This is a genomic window from Saccharothrix obliqua, assembly GCF_019375475.1.
Lineage (GTDB): Bacteria > Actinomycetota > Actinomycetes > Mycobacteriales > Pseudonocardiaceae > Actinosynnema > Actinosynnema obliqua.
In genome coordinates, this window is record NZ_JAHXGQ010000008.1 from 239,654 (window position 1) to 258,934 (window position 19,281).

General features: G+C 75.0%; 16 protein-coding genes. 14 read left to right on the forward strand and 2 right to left on the reverse strand.

Translation table 11 applies throughout. The annotated features are described in order from the left end of the window. Positions 1-50: 50 nt before the first annotated feature. From KZQ38_RS24770 to KZQ38_RS24800, 7 genes are read left to right on the forward strand one after another with little or no spacing between them, the layout of a single operon-like run. The gene (locus KZQ38_RS24770) at positions 51-2,135 is read left to right on the forward strand and encodes a B12-binding domain-containing radical SAM protein (protein ID WP_219444935.1); all 2,085 of its coding nucleotides are present in this window, start codon (positions 51-53) and stop codon (positions 2,133-2,135) included. After that, entirely contained in the window at positions 2,135-3,553 is a 1,419-nt protein-coding gene (locus KZQ38_RS24775; protein ID WP_219444936.1) for a hypothetical protein, read from the forward strand. The genes KZQ38_RS24770 and KZQ38_RS24775 overlap by 1 nt, the downstream gene beginning before the upstream one ends. A gap of 4 nt (positions 3,554-3,557) precedes the next feature. Continuing rightward, on the forward strand, positions 3,558-4,568 hold the full coding sequence (locus KZQ38_RS24780; RefSeq protein ID WP_219444938.1) for a TauD/TfdA family dioxygenase: 1,011 nt from the start codon (positions 3,558-3,560) through the stop codon (positions 4,566-4,568). A 2-nt stretch (positions 4,569-4,570) separates the two neighbouring features. Continuing rightward, positions 4,571-5,515, forward strand: coding sequence for an LLM class flavin-dependent oxidoreductase (locus KZQ38_RS24785; protein ID WP_219444940.1), 945 nt, complete (start codon positions 4,571-4,573; stop codon positions 5,513-5,515). After that, positions 5,512-6,930 (forward strand): FAD-dependent oxidoreductase, encoded by a 1,419-nt coding sequence (locus tag KZQ38_RS24790; RefSeq protein ID WP_219444942.1) that lies wholly within the window; start codon positions 5,512-5,514, stop codon positions 6,928-6,930. Before KZQ38_RS24785 ends, KZQ38_RS24790 begins: the two co-directional genes overlap by 4 nt. Beyond that, positions 6,927-8,015, forward strand: coding sequence for a prenyltransferase/squalene oxidase repeat-containing protein (locus KZQ38_RS24795; RefSeq protein WP_219444944.1), 1,089 nt, complete (start codon positions 6,927-6,929; stop codon positions 8,013-8,015). Before KZQ38_RS24790 ends, KZQ38_RS24795 begins: the two co-directional genes overlap by 4 nt. Before the next feature lie 9 nt (positions 8,016-8,024). Next, the gene (locus KZQ38_RS24800; protein WP_219444946.1) at positions 8,025-8,816 is read left to right on the forward strand and encodes a phosphotransferase enzyme family protein; all 792 of its coding nucleotides are present in this window, start codon (positions 8,025-8,027) and stop codon (positions 8,814-8,816) included. Positions 8,817-8,823: 7 nt separating this feature from the next. Here KZQ38_RS24800 and KZQ38_RS24805 read toward each other — a convergent pair whose 3' ends face one another. Continuing rightward, positions 8,824-9,786, reverse strand: a complete 963-nt coding sequence (locus tag KZQ38_RS24805) for a small ribosomal subunit Rsm22 family protein (protein ID WP_219444948.1) — start codon at positions 9,784-9,786, stop codon at positions 8,824-8,826. 106 nt (positions 9,787-9,892) lie between these two features. Here KZQ38_RS24805 and KZQ38_RS24810 point away from each other — a divergent pair, with 106 nt between their 5' ends. The 3 genes from KZQ38_RS24810 to KZQ38_RS24820 all read left to right on the forward strand — a co-directional run bounded on the left by KZQ38_RS24810 (position 9,893) and on the right by KZQ38_RS24820 (position 11,155). Further along, positions 9,893-10,372 (forward strand): hypothetical protein, encoded by a 480-nt coding sequence (locus KZQ38_RS24810; RefSeq protein ID WP_219444950.1) that lies wholly within the window; start codon positions 9,893-9,895, stop codon positions 10,370-10,372. A gap of 102 nt (positions 10,373-10,474) precedes the next feature. Further along, complete coding sequence (locus KZQ38_RS24815; protein ID WP_219444952.1) at positions 10,475-10,678, forward strand: hypothetical protein; 204 nt, start codon at positions 10,475-10,477, stop codon at positions 10,676-10,678. 36 nt (positions 10,679-10,714) lie between these two features. Then, entirely contained in the window at positions 10,715-11,155 is a 441-nt protein-coding gene (locus KZQ38_RS24820; protein ID WP_219444954.1) for a hypothetical protein, read from the forward strand. A gap of 268 nt (positions 11,156-11,423) precedes the next feature. Here KZQ38_RS24820 and KZQ38_RS24825 read toward each other — a convergent pair whose 3' ends face one another. After that, positions 11,424-12,158: an SAM-dependent methyltransferase gene (locus tag KZQ38_RS24825; RefSeq protein WP_219444956.1), complete on the reverse strand. Its 735-nt coding sequence runs from the start codon at positions 12,156-12,158 to the stop codon at positions 11,424-11,426. Positions 12,159-12,636: 478 nt separating this feature from the next. On the opposite strand from KZQ38_RS24825, the gene KZQ38_RS37230 reads away from it, so the two are divergent. The 4 genes from KZQ38_RS37230 to KZQ38_RS24845 all read left to right on the forward strand — a co-directional run bounded on the left by KZQ38_RS37230 (position 12,637) and on the right by KZQ38_RS24845 (position 19,277). Continuing rightward, positions 12,637-13,185, forward strand: coding sequence for an RNA polymerase sigma factor (locus tag KZQ38_RS37230; protein ID WP_219444957.1), 549 nt, complete (start codon positions 12,637-12,639; stop codon positions 13,183-13,185). After that, positions 13,185-15,383: a GGDEF domain-containing phosphodiesterase gene (locus KZQ38_RS24835; RefSeq protein WP_219444959.1), complete on the forward strand. Its 2,199-nt coding sequence runs from the start codon at positions 13,185-13,187 to the stop codon at positions 15,381-15,383. Before KZQ38_RS37230 ends, KZQ38_RS24835 begins: the two co-directional genes overlap by 1 nt. A 457-nt stretch (positions 15,384-15,840) precedes the next feature. Then, positions 15,841-17,838, forward strand: coding sequence for an AAA family ATPase (locus KZQ38_RS24840; protein ID WP_219444962.1), 1,998 nt, complete (start codon positions 15,841-15,843; stop codon positions 17,836-17,838). A gap of 209 nt (positions 17,839-18,047) precedes the next feature. Continuing rightward, on the forward strand, positions 18,048-19,277 hold the full coding sequence (locus KZQ38_RS24845; RefSeq protein ID WP_219444963.1) for a cytochrome P450: 1,230 nt from the start codon (positions 18,048-18,050) through the stop codon (positions 19,275-19,277). Positions 19,278-19,281 lie beyond the last annotated feature (4 nt).

Here is a 19,281-nt window from a genome sequence, read left to right on the forward strand (position 1 = left end):
CCGGACGCCGTCAGCCCGACGGCGCGCTTGAGCACGCCTTGGAGGGACTCATGTCACCTGGGACCACCGTGGTTCCGGAGGTCTGGCTCGCCGACCTGACCTACACCCAGCAGTCGATCTCGGCTGAGTCGATGCCCTACGCGGTGGCGTGCCTGGCGACCTACGCCGCCGACACCAGCCCGGACCTCAAGTTCCGCCTCTTCAAGTACCCGGAGCGGCTGGCGGAGGCGTTGGAGGCCGAGACGCCGCGCGTGCTCGGGTTCAGCCACTACGTCTGGAACTCCGAGCTTTCCCTGGCGTTCGCCCGCGCGGTGCGCGCCGCCCGGCCGGACGTGGTCATCGTGTTCGGCGGCCCGCACTACAGCCTGGTGGTGCCGGAGCGGGAGCAGTTCCTGCGCGAGCACCCGGAGATCGACTACTACGTCGTGGGCGAGGGTGAGCAGGGCTTCGCCGAACTGCTCGTCGAGCTGACCGAGGCCGGGTTCGACCGCGACGCGGTGCACGGCAAGGTCCGCTCGGTGAACTCGATCGCGCCGGACGGCACGGCGCACATGGACTTCAGCCGCCCGCGCATGGCGGACATGGAGAGCATCCCGCCCCCGTACCTGTCGGGCCTGCTGGACGAGTTCTTCGACGGCAAGCTGGTGCCGACGCTCCAGACCAACCGCGGCTGCCCGTTCAAGTGCACCTTCTGCGTGGAAGGCGAGAAGTATTACCAGAAGGTCGCGATGAACCCGCTGGAGGCGGTGGAGCGGCAGCTGCACCACATCGGCTCGCGGATGCGCGACCTGATCGCCGAGGGCGGGCGCAACGAGCTGCTGCTCACCGACTCCAACTTCGGCATGTACCCGCAGGACGAGCAGATCTGCGACATCATCGCCGAGTGCCAGGACCGGTACGGCTGGCCGCGTTACATCAACGCCACCACCGGCAAGAACAAGCGCGACCGCGTCTTGCGGGCGATCGAGAAGACCCGCGGCGCGATCCAGCTCACCGGCTCGGTGCAGAGCATGGACCCGGGCGTGCTGGAGAACATCCAGCGCACCAACATCAACGCCGACACGCTGGTGCAGCAGGCGTTGGCGGCCAAGCAGGCGGGCGCCGGCTCCTACAGCGAGATCATCCTCGGCCTGCCCGGCGACAGCCGCGCCGCGCACCTGGCGAGCATCCGCAAGCTGCTGGACGCGGGCTTCGACTCGCTGACCATGTTCCAGCTCTCCCTGCTGCCCGGCAGCGAGCTGTCCACGCCCGCCAACCGCGAGCGGTTCGCGATGCGCACGAAGTACCGGGTCATCCCGCGCTCGTTCGGCAGCTACCGGGTGCTCGGGCAGGTGGTCGCGGCGGCGGAGGTGGACGAGGTCTGCGTCGGTCTCGACACGCTGACGTTCGACGAGTACCTGGAGTGCCGGATCTACAACTGCTACGTGTCCCTGCTGCACAACCACAGCCCGTTCGCGGCGATCGAGAAGTTCTTGCAGTCCAAGGGCCGTTCCATCGCGGACTGGATCGACGCGGCGATCGCGCTGCCCCGCCCCGCCGACCTGGACCGGGCGATGGAGCTGTTCACCCGCGAGACCATCGGTCAGCTGCACGACGACCGCGACGAGCTGATGGAGTACGTGAAGCAGCCGGAGACCATGGCCCGCTACCTGTCCGGCGAGCTGGGCAACAACGAGATGTACACCTACCGCGCCTACGCCCTGATGTACGGCTGGCCCGGCTTGGTCGAGATCGCGTTCTCCGCGCTGGACAAGGTCTTCGAGGACGACCCGCTGTCCGCGGAGGAGCACGCGTTCCTGGCCGACCTGCGGGAGTTCGTGTCCGCCAGCGGGCGCGGGGTGTTCGAGCTGGACTCGCCGACCGCCGTGCACGCCACGCTGTCCCACGACATCGCGCGGTACGCGAGCGACCCGGAGAGCACACCCGCGGACTGCGTGCTGGCCACGCCGCAGCGGGTCGCGTTCCGCCTCACCCGCGACCAGCGCGACCTGCTGTCCGGTTACGCCAAGACGCTCGGCCTGGACGAGCGCGGCATCGGCCGCGCCCTCACCAAGAGCAGGCTCTACCACTTCCTGCGCGAGGCGGTCCCGGAGACGTCCGCCGACACCGCGCCCGCGCGGATGGCGGTGCGCTGATGCGGTGGGCCGTGGTGTGCGGGGACGGGCTACCGGTGAGCGGCCTGCTGACGGTGCTGCGCAACGTGGTGGACCGCGCGACGGCGGCCGGGCACCTGGACCTGCCGGTGGCCGCCGACCTGGGCTACTCCTGGCGGCCGGACAAGGCGGCGTTCTTCCCGGCGGGCCGGTCGGACCTGCGTTACCCGGACTGGTTGGAGGTCACCGACGCGGTGCCCACCGACCTGTCCCGCGACGCCCTGATCGCCGAGCTGGGCGCGATCCGCTCGGCCGTCGCCGACGCCGACGAGCTGACGCCGGAGGGCGTCCACGCCCTGCACGCCCGGATCGAGGCGCTGGCCGCGCCGTACGCCGAGCACTTCACCCGCTGGCTGGACGAGGCGGACGTGGACTGGGTGGTGGCGGTCAACATGACGCTGTCCGACGCGGTGCCGGTCACGGTGGGCCTGCGGCGTGCCGTGCAGCGGCGGTGGGGCGCCGGTCGGCCGGGTGGGGCGCTGTACTGGGACCACGACCTGTTCGGCAGCTACGCCGTGCGCGAGCGCGGCCGGCGGGTGTACCCGACCGCGCCGAACGAGTTCACGCCGGTGCCGGACGCGGCGACCGACCGGTGGGCGGTGGTCACGGCGGGCCTGGCCGACGAGACCGCGCGGTACCCGACCCCGCTGCGGGCCGAGGTGGTGCCGAACGTGCTGCCGGTGGTGCCCGACGGGCCGCTGTCCGCGTTCCAACGGGACTTCCTCACCTGGCACGGCCTGGGCGAGGACCGGCCGGCCGTGCTGGTCCCGGTGCGGCTGTTCCAGGTGAAGGGCGTGGAGATCGCGCTGCGGGTGTTCGCCGGGATGCGTGCGGCGGACGGGCCGGACCCGGCGCTGCTGGTGTTCGGCAGCCTCGACGAGGACCCGGAGTACGTGGCCGAGGTGCGGCGCGTCGCGGCCGACCTGGCGGTGGAGGACGCCGTGGTGTTCCTGGACGGCGTCCCGCTCGCGTCCCACCGCGACGGGAGCGGTCGGCCGCACCCGGACGAGGCCGACCTGCTCGGCATCGCCCGGCACACCGGCGGGGCGGTGCTGTTCACGCCCAACCGCACCGACGTGGAGAGCGTCGGCCTCGGACCGGCGCTCGCGGCGGTCGCCGACGTGCCGTGCGCGGTCACCCCGTACGCGGCGTTCGAACCGACCTACGGTCCCGACTTCCGCTACGTGCGGGTCGACCCGGAGGCGGCGCACCGCGCGGGTGCGGAACTGATGGGGTGGCTGGCCGCCCGCCGCGCGGGCCGCGCGTGGGTGGCCGACGCGCTGGCCACCAACCGCGAACTGGTCCGGGCGCGGTTCCCGGACGCGCCGTGGGCGCGACTGCTGCGCGTGATGGCCGCGGCGACGGCCCGCGAACGGATCGGCCTCGGGCAGAGGAGCTGACAGGATGGGCAACGCAACGATCACCGAAGTCGCGCCGGGCGTCGGCGAGGTGCGGCTCGGCCCGCTCGCCGAGCGGCACCAGGCCGCGCTGGACGACCTCGTGGCCCGCTACGGCCGCGCCGACCACCCGGACTTCCTGCCGCGCGCGCCGTTCGCGGCCGACGTGCTGCCCGACGACCTGGCCGCGGCGCTGGCCGCCATGCGGTACCGCGAGTCGCCGTCCGTGCTGGTGGTGCGTGGCGGACCGGTGGCCGAGCCCGCCGTGCCCACGCCGGTCCACTGGCGGGAGCGGCCGGCGGCGGCGACCGTGCGGCAGGACTTCTGGCTGGCGCTGGTCGCGTCCCGGCTCGGCGACCCGGTGTGCTGGTCCACGCTCCAGGGCGGGCGGTTGTTCCACGACATCCTGCCCATCGCCGGCGAGGAGCACGAGCAGACCGGGCACGGCAGCGCGGACGTGCTGGAGTTCCACGTGGAGGACGGCTTCTGCGACCACCGGTGCGACGCGCTGGCCCTGCTGTGCGTGCGGGACCGGGACGGCGTGGCCAGCCTGGTGGCCGCGGTGGACGCGCTGGACCTCGGCGAACTTGACCTGGAGGTGTTGTTCGAGCCGCGGTTCCTGATCCGGCCGGACCCGGAGCACCTGCGTGGTGTCGACCCGGCGTCCGTGCCGGTGCCGCCCCGACCGGTGTTGTTCGGCGACCCGGCGGCGCCGTACCTGCGGGTGGACCCCGCCTACACCGACCCGCTGCCGGGCGACGAGCGCGCCGCGCGGGCGCTGGAGGACCTGTGCGCGCGGCTCGCGGGCGCGATGGTCGCGCTGCCCATGAGCCCCGGCGACCTGCTGCTGGTGGACAACTACCGCGCCGTGCACGGCCGGGCCGCGTTCCGGGCGCGGTACGACGGCACGGACCGGTGGCTGCGCAAGGTGACCGTGGTCCGCGACCTGCGGCGCACCGGTCGCCGGGCGGAGGACGACACCAGGGTGCTGGAGCCGTTCGCGGCGGTCCGGGGCTAGGGGTGCGGTTCCACCTGCTGCTGTCCAACGTGACCGGTGCGGTGGCCGGGCCGGACCCGGCCGCCGCCCTGGTCGAGGCGGCCCGCCGGGCGGAGGAGGCCGGGCTGGACCGGGTGTGGCTGCCCGACCACCAGTGGTGGGACGCCGGTCCCGCCGACCGGCCGGTGCTCGACCCGTTCGCGGTGCTCGGCCTGCTGGCCGGCGCCACCCGGCGGATCGGGCTCGGCCCGCTGGTGGCGGGCGTGCACTTCCGCCACCCGGCGGTGCTGCTCAAGCAGGTCACCACGCTGGACGTGCTGTCGGGCGGCCGGGCCTGCTTCGGCATCGGCGCGGGCTGGTACCGGCCCGAGTGCGCGGGGCTGGGCATCCCGTTCCCGCCCGCGCCGCAGCGGTACGCGTTGCTCGCGGACGCGTTGCGCCTGGCCCGGCTGATGTGGTCCCCGGAGGGTGCTTCGGCGGACACCGCGCCCGCCCTGACCGGCGAGGTGCTGGTGGTGCCCAGGGCGCTGTGCTCGCCCGCGCCCCGGCGCGTGCCGCCGGTCCTGGTCGGCGGCGACGGTCCGAAGTGGACGCTGCCCCTGGTGGCGGCGCACGCGGACGAGGCGAACCTGTTCGCCACCACCGAGGACGGCACGTCCCGGCTGGACGTGCTGGCCGACCGGGTGCGGCGGCTCGCGGCGGAGTGCGCCGCGGTCGACCGCGACCCGGCGGGGATCACGCTCACCGCGACCGTGCTGACCGACCCGTCCGCCGGCCGCGCGGCCCTGGACCGGACGCGGCGGTTGGTGGACGGCCTGGCCGCGCTGGGCGTGGCGGCCGTCGTGATCGGCGACCCGGCGGCGGTCGGCGCGGGCGTGCTGGACCGCCGGGCCGTGCTGGACACCTGGCTGGAGCGGGTGGTGCCGCAGGCGCCCGAACCGGCCCCGACGTGGAGAGGAAACCGATGAGTCCGACGGCGGAACTGCCCCCGGCGGTCGACGTGCTGGTGGTCGGCGGCGGCTTGGCGGGACTGGAGGTCGCCCGGCACCTGGACCGGGCCGGGGCCGACGTGCTGGTGGTGGAGGCCGGGCCGGGCGAGGACCGCAGGCACGTGAACGCGGCGGTGAAACCCGCCCGCGCCGAGGAGATGTGGACCGACGTCCGCACCGACGAGCACTACCGCCGACCGTGGACGTCGGCGTCCGGGCCGCACTTCGGCGACGGCGCGGGCCTGCGCAGCCGGCTCGGCGGCCGTTCCCTGTACTGGCACGGGGTCCTGCTGCCGGTGGAGGAGTGGGCGTTGCGCGAGCCGTGGTGGCCCACCGCGGTGATCGACGACCTGACCCGGTCGTGGCGCGGCGGGCCCGCGTTGTACGACCGGGTGCGCGCGGAGCTGCTGGGGCCGGTCGCGCCGGTGCCCGCGGTGGACGTCGGCGGGTTCGCGCTGGTGCCGCCGCCACGCGCGGTGCGCTTCGACCCGGTGGAGCCGGAGCGGTGGTCGGCCTACTCGCCGCTGGAGCACTGGGCGGACGACGCGGCCCGCGCGGTGCTGGCGTGCGGCACGGGTGTGGCCGGGATCGAGGTGCGGGACGGGCGGGCGCGGGGCGCGGTGCTGGCCGACGGCACGCGGGTGGGCGCCGAGCGGGTCGTGCTCGCCGCGGGTGCGGTGGAGAGCACCCGGCTGGCCGTGCAGGCGCTCGCGACCACGGGCGCGCCGCCCGTGCTGACCGGGCTGGTGGACCACCTGGTGCAGGGTTTCAACGCGACCGTACCCGCCGACGGCCTGCCGGAGGGCCGCTTCTTCCGGTACGCGCCGGTGGCCGGTGAGAGCCGGTCCAACCTCTTCGTGGAAGGCGTGCCGAACTCGACCGGGGGAGTGGAGCTGGAGGTGTGGGTGACCGGGGAGCAGGTGCCGAGCGCCGCGGGCGAGGTCCGCTGCGCGCCGGACGGGCCGTGGCCGTGGCCGACGGAGGTCCGCGCCGGCCTGTCGGCGGAGGACACCGGCGTGGTGCGCGCGCAGCAGGACGTGCTGGGCGCGTTCTGGGACGCGCTGTGCGCCGTGCAGGGCAGGCCCGGGTCGGCGCTGGAGTTCGGGGCGGACTTCCTGTCGCCGGTCCGGACGCTGCGCCAGGTGCGTGCCCGGCTGCGGCACGACGGACCCGGCCTGACCGCGCCGGTGACCTGGGCCAGCCCGCTGGGCACCGAGGACCACGAGGGCGGCACGCTCGCGCTCGGCGCGGTGCTGGACGACCGGCACGAGCTGACCGCCGTGCCCGGCCTGCACGCGGCGGGCCCGGCGACGTTCCCCCGGCAGGGCGCGGCGAACCCGTCGCTGACCACGCTGGCGCTGGCGCGTCGGCTCGCGGGGGTGCTGGCCGGATGACCGACACCGCGCTCGCGTCCCGCGTCGACCTGCGGGCCGCCCTCGTCCGCGCCGCCGACTGGACGGCGGCGGCCCACGACGCCACCCGCCGCAACGGCGTGTCCGGCGGTCTCGACCTGCGTGACGGCTGGCTGCCGCCGTACCCGGAGACCAGCGGCTACACCATCCCGACCCTGCTGCGCGCCGCCGAGCGCCTCGACCGGCCGGACCTCGCCGAGCGGGCCGTGCAGATCGCGGACTGGCTGCTGGAGATCCAGTTGCCGGACGGCTCGTTCCCCGGCGACATGGGCGTGCACGGCGAACCGGTGGTGTTCGACGTCGGCCAGATCCTGCTCGGCCTGGTCGCCGCCTGGCGCGCGACCGGCCGGGACGTGCTGCTGGTGGCGTCCCGGCGCGCGGCGCGCTGGCTCGCCGACGAGCTGGAACCGGACGGGTCGTGGGTGCGTCACGCGTTCCTGGGCCTGCCCAACTCCTACTCCACGCGGGTCTGCTGGGCGATGGCCGAGGTGTGCGCCGAGGTCGGCGAACCCGAGGTGCGCACGGCCGTCCGGTCCGCGCTGCGCTGGGTGCTGCGGCACGCCCACCCGGACGGCTGGGTCGACCACATGGCGTTCCGGCCCGGTCAGGACCCGTACACGCACACCATCGCCTACACGCTGCGGGGCCTGCTGCGGTGCGCCGCGCTGCTGGACGACGACCTGGGCCGGGAGTGCGCCGAAGTGGCGGTGACCGCCGCGAGCCGCCTCGCCGAGGTGTCCTCGCCGCTGTGGCCGCTGCTGCCCGGCCAGCTCGCGCCGGGTTTCGAGCCGGCGGCCGACTACGCCTGCCTGACCGGCGACGCCCAGATGGCCACGGTGTGGCTGGACGCCGCACGGCACGCGCCGCACCTCGCCGAGCGGGCGGAGGCCACCGTCGCCCGGCTGCTGGAGGTGCAGGTCGACCAGCCGCTGGACCCGCGCGCGGTGGGCGCGCTGCCCGGCTCGTGGCCGCTCGGCGGCGGGTACGAACCGCTGCGCTGCCCGAACTGGGCGACCAAGTTCCTCGCCGACGCCCTGCTGAACCTCGACGACCACCGGTCGCGGTAGGTTGCTCACGTGGTCACCGGGAGCAACCAGGAAGCGGAAAGCCTGGCGGGTGGTTCCGTCAACGAGGTCGTGCGGATCGGCGACACGGTGCGGCGGCCGTGCGGTCCGTGGACACCGGCCGTGCACGGTCTGCTGGAACACCTCGCCGACCGGGGCTTCGCCGAGGCGCCACGCGTGCTCGGCGTGGACGACGAGGGTCGGGAGGTGTTGACCTACCTGCCCGGCGACCCGCCCGGCTGGACGGACTGGCCCGCCGTGCTGCGCACCGGCGACGGGTTGGCGCAGCTCGGCGCGCTGCTGCGCCGCTACCACGACGCGGTGCGCGACTACGCGCCGCCGGCGGGCGCGGTGTGGCGCAACCCGCTCGCCCCGGCGACCGGCGAGATCGTCCGGCACGGCGATTTCTCGCCGTTCAACACGGTGTGGCGGGACGGGCGGGTGACCGGGGTGATCGACTGGGACTTCGCCCAGCCCGGTCGCGCGATCACCGACCTGGCGCACCTGGCGTGGTACGGCGTGCCGCTGTCGGCGGACTACCGGTCGCTGGAGTACGGCTTCGCCGACGGCGTGGACCGGGCGGCGCGGCTGCGCGACCTGTGTGCCGCGTACGGTGCGTGGACGCCGGAGGAGGTGGTCGCGGAGGCCGTCGCGATGATCCGCGCGGAACGGGCGCAGATGGCGGAACTCGCCGGGCGGGGCATGGCGCCGTGGACGGACTTCGTCGCGGACGGGACGCTGCCCGGTTTCGACGCGGAGGCCGCGTGGATCGAGGAGCACCGGGCCCTGCTGCTCGGCCGCTGATCCCGCGTCACGGCCACGGGTCGCCCCACTCCACGTCGCGGGCGGCCCGGTAGGCGTCGGGATCGCGCTTGCTCACCACGCGGTCCCGCAGCTCGCCGTCGCCCGCGCACACCCGCAACTGCACCATTCCCTTGCGGCGCAACGGGTGCCGCAGCACGCGGGACCCGGCGTGCGGTCCCGCCGCACGGGTGGCGACGACGTAGGAGAACTTCTCGTCCTCGTGGCCCAGGGTCCCGGACTTCACCTGCCGGTGCAGGGAGGTCCGGGACACGCGGGCGGCGAAGTGGCACCAGTCCGCGCCCGCGATCGGGCACGCGGCCTCGTGCGGGCACGGCGCGGCGACCGACCGGCCCGCGGCGATCAGCCGGTCCCGCGCGGCGAGGACCCGCCGGTAGCCGCCGGGTGTGCCCGGCTCGACCACGACCACCGTGTCCGCGACCCGGTGCATCTCGTCGATCACCTTGTCCCGCAACGGTTCCGCCAGCTCACCGAGCACATAGGACAGGGTCGCGACATCGGCCTCCGGCAACGTGGTGGTCGGGCCCAGCACGCCGCGCACCCACCGCGCGGACCGCAGCGCCGGGTGCTCCGCCGAGCGGGCCAGCCGCGCGCCGAGCGCGCTCGCCTGCTCCGCCTGCTCGAACACGGTCAGCGCCGACAGCCCCGGCCACGTCTCCACGGCCGCCCACAGCGCCGCGCCCGTGCCGCCGCCGACGTCGAGCAGCGTGCGTGGCGCGAGGCCGGGCCGCTGCGCGGCGGCCTCGCCGAGGACGTGCCGGAGCGCGGCCCAGGTGGCGGGCATCCGGTACGCCGCGTACGCGCTCGCGTCGGCCGCCGTGCGCAGGATCGGCGTGCTCGCCGCGCCGCCCTCGCGGTAACGCGCCGAGAGCCGTTCGACCACGGGCGCCAGCACCGCCGACCGCCGGTCCGCCAGCTCGTCCTCCAGCGCGCGGCGCAGCTCCTCCGACACCCGGCCCCCATTCCCCTCGACTCGGCGGCCGACCCTACCGCCCGGTGGACCGTCCGGATGTGCCGGGTTGGCGCGTGGACCGCGTGGCACGGGGTAGCTCTCCGGGGTGGACAAGTATCTCGGGATCTACCTGAAGGACCAGTTGGCGCTGGGCGTGCTGTGGCGGGAGCTGGCGCGCCGGGCGCAGCGGGCCAACCGGGGCACGCCGCTCGGCGGCGCGTTGGCGCGGGTGTCGCTGGGCATCGGCGAGGACGTGGACGAGTTCGCGTCGATCATGCGGCGGCTCGGCGTGCGGCCGGACCCGGTCCGCACGGCGCTGGCGACCGCCGCCGAGCGCCTGGGCCGCTTCAAGCCCAACGGCCGGTTGCGCGGCTACTCGCCGCTGAGCCGGTTCGTGGAGCTGGAGTTCCTGGTGATGGGCATCGAGGGCAAGAAGCAGCTGTGGACGACGTTGCGCGACCTCGCCGGGCTCGGCACGCGGCTCGCCGACGTCGACTTCGACCGGCTGGTGGAGCGGGCGGAGCAGCAGCGGGCCGAGCTGGAGCCGTTCCGGGAGCGGGCCGGTGCGGAGGCGCTCGGGGCCTGACCGATCGTGGCGCCGTGTTTCGGCGGTGGTCCACCCGGTGTACTCCGTCCGGGTGCCGCGGCGTCGATCAGCGCCCGGACCGCACCGACAGGGAGGACCGCGATGGCCGACGACGAGCAGCCCCTGGCCGCGAAACCGGACGCGGATGTCGCCGAACAGCAGTTCCCCGCCGTGCCGGAGGGGCTGGAACCGCTCGACGACGACGCCGGCCCGACGCCCGAGGTGGACCCCGTCCTGGAGGCCGACCCGGCCGACGTCGTCGACCAGCACCGGGTCGAGCTGGACGAGGACGAACCCCGGCGGTGAACGTGTGGAACGAGGGCCGGTGGGTACAGAGCGGGTATGACCACCGACCACGACTCGCCGGGCGACGACCTCGGCTCCTACGCCCCACCGCAGGACACCGGTGCGCCGGACGCCGTGGAGACGGACCCGGCCGCGCTGAACAGCGCCGAGGACCTGGACGAGGACCGCCTCCGCCTGGACCCGCTGGAGGCGGGCATGGACCCGCCCGAGCACTGGACGGCCGCCGACAAGTACGGCACGACACCCTACGAACAGGCCCACGCCCGCCCGCTGGACGACCGGCTCGCCGAGGAGCAGCCCGACGTCTCGGCCGACCGGCCGGCGGAGGCGCGGTCGCCGGAGACCCGCTCCGAACCCGAGCTGCCCGCCGGGTTGGGCGACGAGGTCCGCACCGAGGCCGTCGAGCGCGGCCAGTCGGCCGACGAGGCGGGCGGCTCGGTGGCCGAGGCCGAGCGCACCCCGGAGTCCGCCGACTGAGTGGACCGGCCGGCGGACTCCGGGGCGCGCCGGTCCGGCGGCCCGGTGCGGCTGCCGGACCGGCGGCGCCGCGCGGCCGGGCCGGTACGGCGGTGTGGAACGGCAAGCCCGGTGCGGCGGGTGCCGTCGGGCGGCCGGTGCGGCGCTGCTCGGTGGTGGCGTGGTGCCGGGCGGCCGGTTCGATTTTCGCGTGTGTGCCGGGTGGGGCCGTCCGGGCTCGACCGCGTTTCTGTCCACTGTGGACTGCGGCTTGAGGGGACTCGGCGCTTCAGCCTGTGCACACGGCGGCCAGTGCGGGTGGCAACCGGTGGGGGGCTCCCACTTCCGGTCTCCACTCCCAGGGTGGCACGAGGCCCGGCGTGACGGGCGACAACCCCGACAGCAGCGCCGTGAGCACACTGAGCGGGCGGGGGAAGCGGGGGAGTGGGCCCGGCACCGGGTCTTCCCCGACCAGGTGGGTGAGCGCGAACGCGCTACCCGGAGGCGCCACCGACAGGTAGGCGGCGGGCAGGTGCTCCGCGTCCGGTAACGCGTCGAGCACGTCCACCGCGAGCACGCCCAGCGGCCGGGTGGGGTCCAGCCCCGGCGCCGCGGCCAGGACCGCGCGCGGGTCGCGCAGGTCGGCCGCCACGACGGACGCCGCGGGCGAGTCCTCCAGGATGAGCCGTGCGTGCGCGACGGTGACGGGGTCGTGGTCCACGTAGACCACCCGGGTGGCCTGGCCGTGCCGTCGTGTCACGTGGTGGGTCGGCTCCGCGGTCGGCAGTCCCGAGCCGAGGTCGAGGAACTGCCGGACGCCCCGGTCGAGCAGGTGCCGCACGGCCCGGTGCAGGAACGCCCGGTTCCGGCGGGTCAGCTCGGCCAGACCGGGCAGGTGCTGCTCGGCGAGCGCGGCGGTGTCCCGGTCGACGGGGGTGTTCAGCGTCCCCCCGAGCAGCCAGTCGTGGACGCGGGCGGGGTTGGGGTGGTCGAAGTCGCCTGGCTCGGGGCTGTCCTGGGGCACGGCCGATCCCTCCGGGCGCGGTGTGGTGGCCTGACGGTCGGGTCTGGCGTGGTTCGCACCTGCTCACACTGCCGGCGGACCGGACCACCGAGCGGGTGGTTCTTATGACAGGGCACGTTGCATAAAAGCTCATTCGGGTGAATATGACGGCCTTGGCACGGATTTTCGGGAGTTCGGGGACCCGTTCGGGGTGTACGCCGACGGCGTACTCACCACCGACAGCTGCGAAGAAGGGTTGAGGTTTGCTCCCCGAGGAAACGATCACGGCGGACGTGCGCCCGCGTCCACCGGCGCGGTGGAGGGCCCCCGACGCCCCGCCGTCCGGAACCGGGCGGCCCCGCCGTGCGGCGGACCGGGTTTCCGCACCCGGTGTCGCCTCGGACGGACGCGTGCCGGCCACGTCGCCGGACGGGTGTGGTGCACGGCGGACACCGCCGCGAGTGGTTCTCGGCAAGGGGACGGGCCGGGGCGACAGCCCGTGACCAGCACCCCCGACGACGAGGACCGCGCCAAGCAGGAATTCCGGCAGTTCTACGGTGCCAACTACGACGCTCTGCGTCGCCAGATCAGCTGGTGGGACCCGGCGGTGGACCACGACGAGATCGCCGACGACGCGTTCCTCCAGACCTGGCGCCGGTGGCGGGAGCTGGACAACCCACGCGCGTTCGTCTACAAGGCGGCCCGCAACGGGCTGCGCAACGGCAGGCGCATGGTCGGGCGGCGGGCGTCGCCCATGGACCTGCACGAGGGTGACGCGGCGCTGATGGCCCGGCCGTCCGACGTCGAGACCCGGCAGGAGTTCCAGGACGCCCTCGACCGGGTCGAGCGGCTGCCGCCGCAGTTGCGGCTGGCGGTGAAGCTCCACGCCCTCGGCTTAAGCAAAGGGGAGATCGCGACGGTGCTCGGGTGCGGCAAGAAGACGGTGGCGAACTACCTGTCGGAGGCGCGTCGGCGGCTGAGCGGGCCCGACCCGGAGGCAGGCGGGGGCAGTGGTCCGGGGGGACGACAGGACAGAGGTGACGTGTGATGTGGCGGCGGGTGGCGCACCGGATCCCCGGTACCAGGGAGTACGCGCGGTGGCGGACGGCGCGGGCGGCACTGCGATGGCGCGCGCGGTCGGGTCCGCCCGCGCCGGCCGGGCCGGAGGAGGTGGCCGCCGCGCTGGACCGGCTCTTCGCCCGCGCGGCGGCGGCACCGGACGCGGAGGCGGTGCGCCGGTGGGCCGCCGCCCTGGCCGCGCACAGCCGCCTGCCGCTGACGCCCGCCGAGTTGGAGGCTCAGCTGACCGTGTTCGCCGAAGCGCTCGCGCGGCAGGCGGCCGGCCGCGATCCGGGGGAGTGGCCCGCGCAACGCGTCGGGCGGGAGCTGGCCGTGCGGTTGGCGGTGACGCCGCGGTCGTTCCAGGACGTGGTGGAGCTGATCGTGCCGTGGCTGGAAACCCTCGGCGACGCCGGTGTGGAGGGGCGGTCGAGGGTGATCGCCGGGCTGGGCGGCGGGTTCAGCGAGGGCGTGCGCGACCGCGTGCTGGGCGAACAGCTCGCCGCGGCGGTGACGTCACCGCAGCCGGACCGGCCGTGGTTCGACGCGGCGCTGGACCGGTTGCCCCGGCCGGCGTGCGCGCTCGGCCCGGACGGCACCGTGGTCCGCGCCAACGCGGCGTTGCGCGCCCTGCTCCGCGTGGACGAGCAGGGCGGTCCACCGGACCTGCGCGCGCACCTGGCGGGACCGGAGGACCGTGCGGTGCTGGACCGGGCGTTGCGCGCGGCGGGCGGTGACGGGGTCACCGGGTGCGGCGAGGCCACCGTGACCGACCCGCACGGCGTGCCGGTGGCGCGGGTGGAGGTGACCGCGCTGCGCGGTCCGGGCGGCACGTGCCAGGTGTTCCTGCACGACGTCACGGCGTCGCGCGCGTGGCGGCAGGTCCCGCTCCCCGACCTCGACGAGGTGACGGCACTGCCGGAGCAGCGCGACTTCCTGCACCAGGTCCAGTCCACTATGGACGCCGCGGGCGCCGATGCCACGTTGGGCCTGTGCACGTTGCGGTTGCGCGAGTCGGACGAGATCACCCGCCGGTTCGGGCCGCTGGTGCGGGACTTCGTCGCGAAGGCCGTGGCGGCCCGCATCACCGCCGCCGTCGCCGGGATGCCCGCCACCACGGTGGGCCGCCTGGACCGCGACACGTTCGGCGTGCTGATCACCGACCAGGACAGCTGGCACGGCGTCACGGACACCGTGCGCCGCCTGGTGGACTGGGTGTCCGAGCCGATGTGGATCGACGACAGCGAACTGGTGCTGTCCCCGGCGGCGGGCGTCGCCGAGGCACGGCCGGGCAGCACGGCCGGGCAGCTGCTCGCCCGCGCCCGGGCCGCGTTGCACACCGGGCCGGAACCGGGTGGCCGGTGGCGCGCCCGCCGCCGGGCCGGCGTGCGCCCGGACACCCCGCACCTGCTCGCGGGGCTCGCCGACGCCATCGACCGCGACGAACTCGTGGTGGCCTACACGCCGATCGTCCGGCTGGGCGACGGGCAGGTGGTCGGCGCGGAGGCCAGCACCTGGTGGCAGCTGCCCGACGGGGACCGGCGGCAGATCGACGACCTGGTGTCCCTGGCCGACGACATCGGGCTCACCCTGCGCTGGGGCCCCTGGATCCTGCGCCGCGTGGTGGCGCAGGCCGCGAGGTGGCGGCGGGCGCTCGGCGAGGCCGCGCCGCGGATCACCGTCAACATCCCGCGCCGGATGGCCCGGGACCGCGCGCTGGTGCCGCAGGTGGAGACCGCGTTGAGCGACGGTGCCGTGGCGGCGTCCCAGCTGATGCTGTCGATGCCGCACAGCGCGGTGCTCCAGGACAACGGGACGCCGTTGGACAACCTGGTGAAGCTCGGCGGTCTGGAAGTGCCCGTGGCGTTGGAGGGGGTGGGCATCGACTTCGCCCGCTACGACACCCTCACCCGGCTGTTCCTCCAGTCGGTGGTGATCCCGTCGCAGCTGACGGCCACGTTGGACGCGCCTCGTGCCGAGGCCAGCAGGCAGGCGGTGGCGGAGAACCTGATCCGGATCAGCCGTTCGGTGAGCCGGGAGGTGACGGTGAAGGGCGTGCGCACCGCGGCGCAGCGGGAGACCGCGCACAAGCTGTCCGCGGCCCTCGGCCAGGGCGTCCTGTTCGGCGGACCCCAGCCGCCGGAGGACATCGCGGACCTGGTGGCGGCGGGGAGGAGCGCCGGCTGACCCCGACCACCGGTGCACCCGCCACCCGGCAGCTCGGCGGTGCCACCGCACAGCGGCACCCGCCCCGGAGGGGTACCCGTCGCCGCGCGTTGCCGCACAGCGGCACCTGCCCCCGGAGCGGTACCCGTCGCCGGCACGCCGCGGGCCGCTACCGGCTGCCCACCGCACAGCGGCACCCGCCCTGGAGCGGTACCTGTCGCCGCGCGTTGCCGCACAGCGGCACCCCGCCCCGGAGGGGTACTCGTCGCCGGCACGCCGCGGGCCGCTACCGGCTGCCCACCCCCGGCCGCTACCAGGCGCTGCGGGCGCCGCCTGTTACCCGCTACCGCCGCCCCCGGCCCTCGCCGCTCAGCGGAACCCGCCACGCCACGCCACTACCCGTTGCCCGCCTCCGCCGCATCCCCCACCCCCGCCGTCCGGCGACGCCGGGCGCGAACCGAACCGGAGAACCGCCCCGATGGGCTACTCACCACCGACCGCCAACCACGTCGTCGGCGACCACAACGACACCGTCGTGCAAATCGGGACCGTGCACGGCGCGGTCACCGTGCGGGGACACCTGTCCGTCCCGGACGGCCTCATCTCGACCGACCCACCCCTCGACCGGCTGACCGGCCCGCTGCACGGGCGGGACGACCTCCTCGACGTCCTGGCGGACGCCGTGTCCGCCCAGGACGGCTCGGTGGTCGTCCTGCACGGCACCGGCGGCAGCGGGAAGACCGCGGTCGCGCTGGGGCTGGCGGCCCGGGTGCGGGACCACCACCGCGGTGCCCGGGTGTGGTGGGTGGACGCCACCACCGACCACTCGCTGTCCGCCGGGTGCCGCGAGATCGCCCTCGACGCGGGTGCGCCGGTGGACCAGGTGGTCGCCGCCTGGACCGGCGCGCGGTCGCCGGTCGCGGTCCTGGCCGCGGCGCTCGCCCGCACGCCGCACCGGTGGCTGGTCGTGCTGGACAACGCCGACGACGCACGCACCTCCGCGCCGTGGCTGCCGGCCCTGCGCGGCAGCACGGGCGCGATCGTCGTCACCACGCGGGACGGCGCGGCGGACACGTGGCCGTCCGGCGCGCGGCTGCTGCCGGTCGGCCCGCTGGCGGAGGAGCACGCGGCGGACGTGCTGTGCGGGCTCGCACCCGACGCGGGCGGGCGGCCGGCGGCCCGCCGCCTCGCCCGCGCCCTCGGCCGCCTGCCGCTGGCCCTGCACCTGGCGGGCCGCTACCTGCGTGCCGCCGCCCACCACCCGCCCGTGCCGGGCGTGGCGCTGCCGGTCGACTTCGACCACTACCGCCGCGTGTTCCGCACCCGCTTCCCGCACGTCGACCAGCTCCACCAGCTGCGTGGCGCGTTGGAAGACCGCACCCTGCTCGCCCGCACCTGGGAGCTGACCCTCGACCTGCTCGCCGACCTGGGCCTGCCGCGCACCCGGCCGCTGCTGCGCTGGCTGGCGTGCTTCGCACCGGCACCGCTGCCGTACACCGCGGTGGACGCCGACGTCCTGGCCGCCTCACCCCGGTTCCCCGGCATCACGGGCCCGGAGATCGTGCGGTCGCTGACCGCGCTCACCGACTTCGGCCTGCTGGACGACGTGGTCTTCCACGACCCGCGCGCCTCCGCCTCCCGCATCCGCTGCCTGCTGCTGCACCCGGTGATCCGCGAGGCCACCCGCCACCAACCCGACCTGCGCGCCGCCGAGCAGGAGTACCTGGCGCTGTGCATCGCCGTGCTGGACGGCGCGACCACGCACCTGACGGTCACCGACCCGGAGCAGCTGTCCCGCTGGGCGGCGCTCGCACCGCATTGCGACCACGTGGTGGACCGCGTCGACGACGAGGCGCTGCCCCGGCAGTGGGAACTGCTCGCCAGCAAGCTGACCCGCACCACGGCCGTCCTCGCCCACCTGACCGGCGCTCATGCCCGCGCCGAGGCCCTGTTCGCGCGTGCGCTCGACACGCGTCGCCGCCACCTCGGCGACCACCACCCGGACGTGCTCACCGTGCGCCGCGACCTGGCGTGGCTCGCCCACACCCGGGACGGCCGGCCGCCCGCCGAGTACCCGGCCCTGGTGCGTGACTGCGCCACCCTGCTCGGCGCACACCACCCGCTCACCCTGACCTGCCGGTTCGACCTGGCGTGGATCACCGCGCAGACCGGCGCCGGCGACGCGGCCACCGCGCTCCGCGACGTCGTCCACGCCGAGCACCGGGCGCTCGGGCGGCACGACGTGAGCGGTCTCGCCGCGCAGCTGGAACTCGTCACCGCGCTGTGGCGGCGCGCGCTGGCCGGCGACGACCCCGACCCGGTGGCCGCGGAGTTCCGGCGGCTGCATGAGATGATCGACGACATCGCGCGCGACCCGGAAGCGCACCGCGGCCTGCCCGTCCCGATCGAGGTGCTGCGCCGCACCGCGCGGGAGCTGGACGCCGGTTTCGCGCGCAGGCGCGCGAGCCGCGCCTGACCACCGCCACGCGAGGTGGAAACCGCCCGGTGGGGGAGTCGCAGGGTAGCGGCGGACGGCCGGGCCGGCGATACCACTGTGCGCCGCGAAAGGCCCGTTACTGGTCCGGTTTCGGCCGCCGCGCCGTCGTTACGCTTCCCCCTGGTTGGAGTTGTCCGCACACGATTCGCTTTCCGCAGCCGATCGGCGAACGCCACCAGGGGGACTTGATGCCGGACCCGACCGCCACCGCACGCCGCGCCGACTTCCACTTCGACCCGAGCGCAGCCGGGTTCGACGTGGACCCGTGGCCCACCTACGCGTACATGCAGGAGCACGAACCCGCTTTCTGGTGGGAGGAGAAGCAAGCCTGGATCCTGACGCGTCACGAGGACGTGGTCATGACGCTGCGGGATCCGCGGTTCAGCGTGGAGTTCCGCTACTACGGCCCGGACCACCTGCCGGACGAGCAGCTCACCGCGCACCAGCTGCTCACCAGGTACGGCATGTTCTGGATGTCCTTGGAGGACCACAACCACGTCCGCGGCGCGGTCGCGTCCCTGTTCCGCGCCAACGCCGTGGCGGAGTACCGGCAGCAGGTGCAGCGGGTCGTGGACGACATCCTGGACGGCACCGCGGAGCGCGGCGAGCTGGACGTGGTCGAGGACTTCGTGCTCGGCTACCCGGCCAAGGCGATCACCGCGCTGCTGGGCATCCCGGGCGAGCAGCACGACGACTTCCTGCGGTTCGCCAGTTCCGTGCTGGACGCGTTCTACCCGTCCATCGACGCCGCCGCCTACGACGAGAAGATGTCCTACCTGCCGCACGGCGTCGCGCTGGTGGAGGGGTTGATCGAGCAGGACCGGGCGAACCCGCGTGGCGGGCTGCTGTCCGCGCTGATCGCCGCGCGCCGAGGCGGGCGGGGCCTGAGCCCGCGGCAGCTGCTCGGCATGGTGGGCGTGATCATCTCCGCGGGCAGCGAGCCCACCCGCCACCTGGTCAGCTTCACCATCTACAACCTGCTGCGCCACCCCGACCAGCTCGCGGTCCTGCGCGCGCAGCCGGACCTGCTGGGCAACGCGGTCAACGAGGTCGGCCGCTACGACAGCATGGGCAAGCTCAACTTCCCGCGCTTCCCGCTGGAGGACATCGAGCTGCACGGCGTGACGCTGCGCAAGGGCTGCCCGGTGTTCGGGGTGTTCGCCAGCGCGCAACGCGACCCGGGTGTGTTCCCGGACCCCGGCCGCTTCGACATCCGGCGCGACCAGCGCGGCAGCCTGCTGTGGAGCACGGGGCTGCACAACTGCCTCGGGCACTCGCTGGCGCAGATGATCGTCGAGGTCGCGGTGGAGACTTTCCTGCGCCGCTTCCCCGACGCGTCCCTGCTCGGCGACCCCGTGTACACCCGGGACACGTTCTTCCGGAAGATGGTCTCGCTGCCCGTCTCGCTGAAGGGGTGAGCGG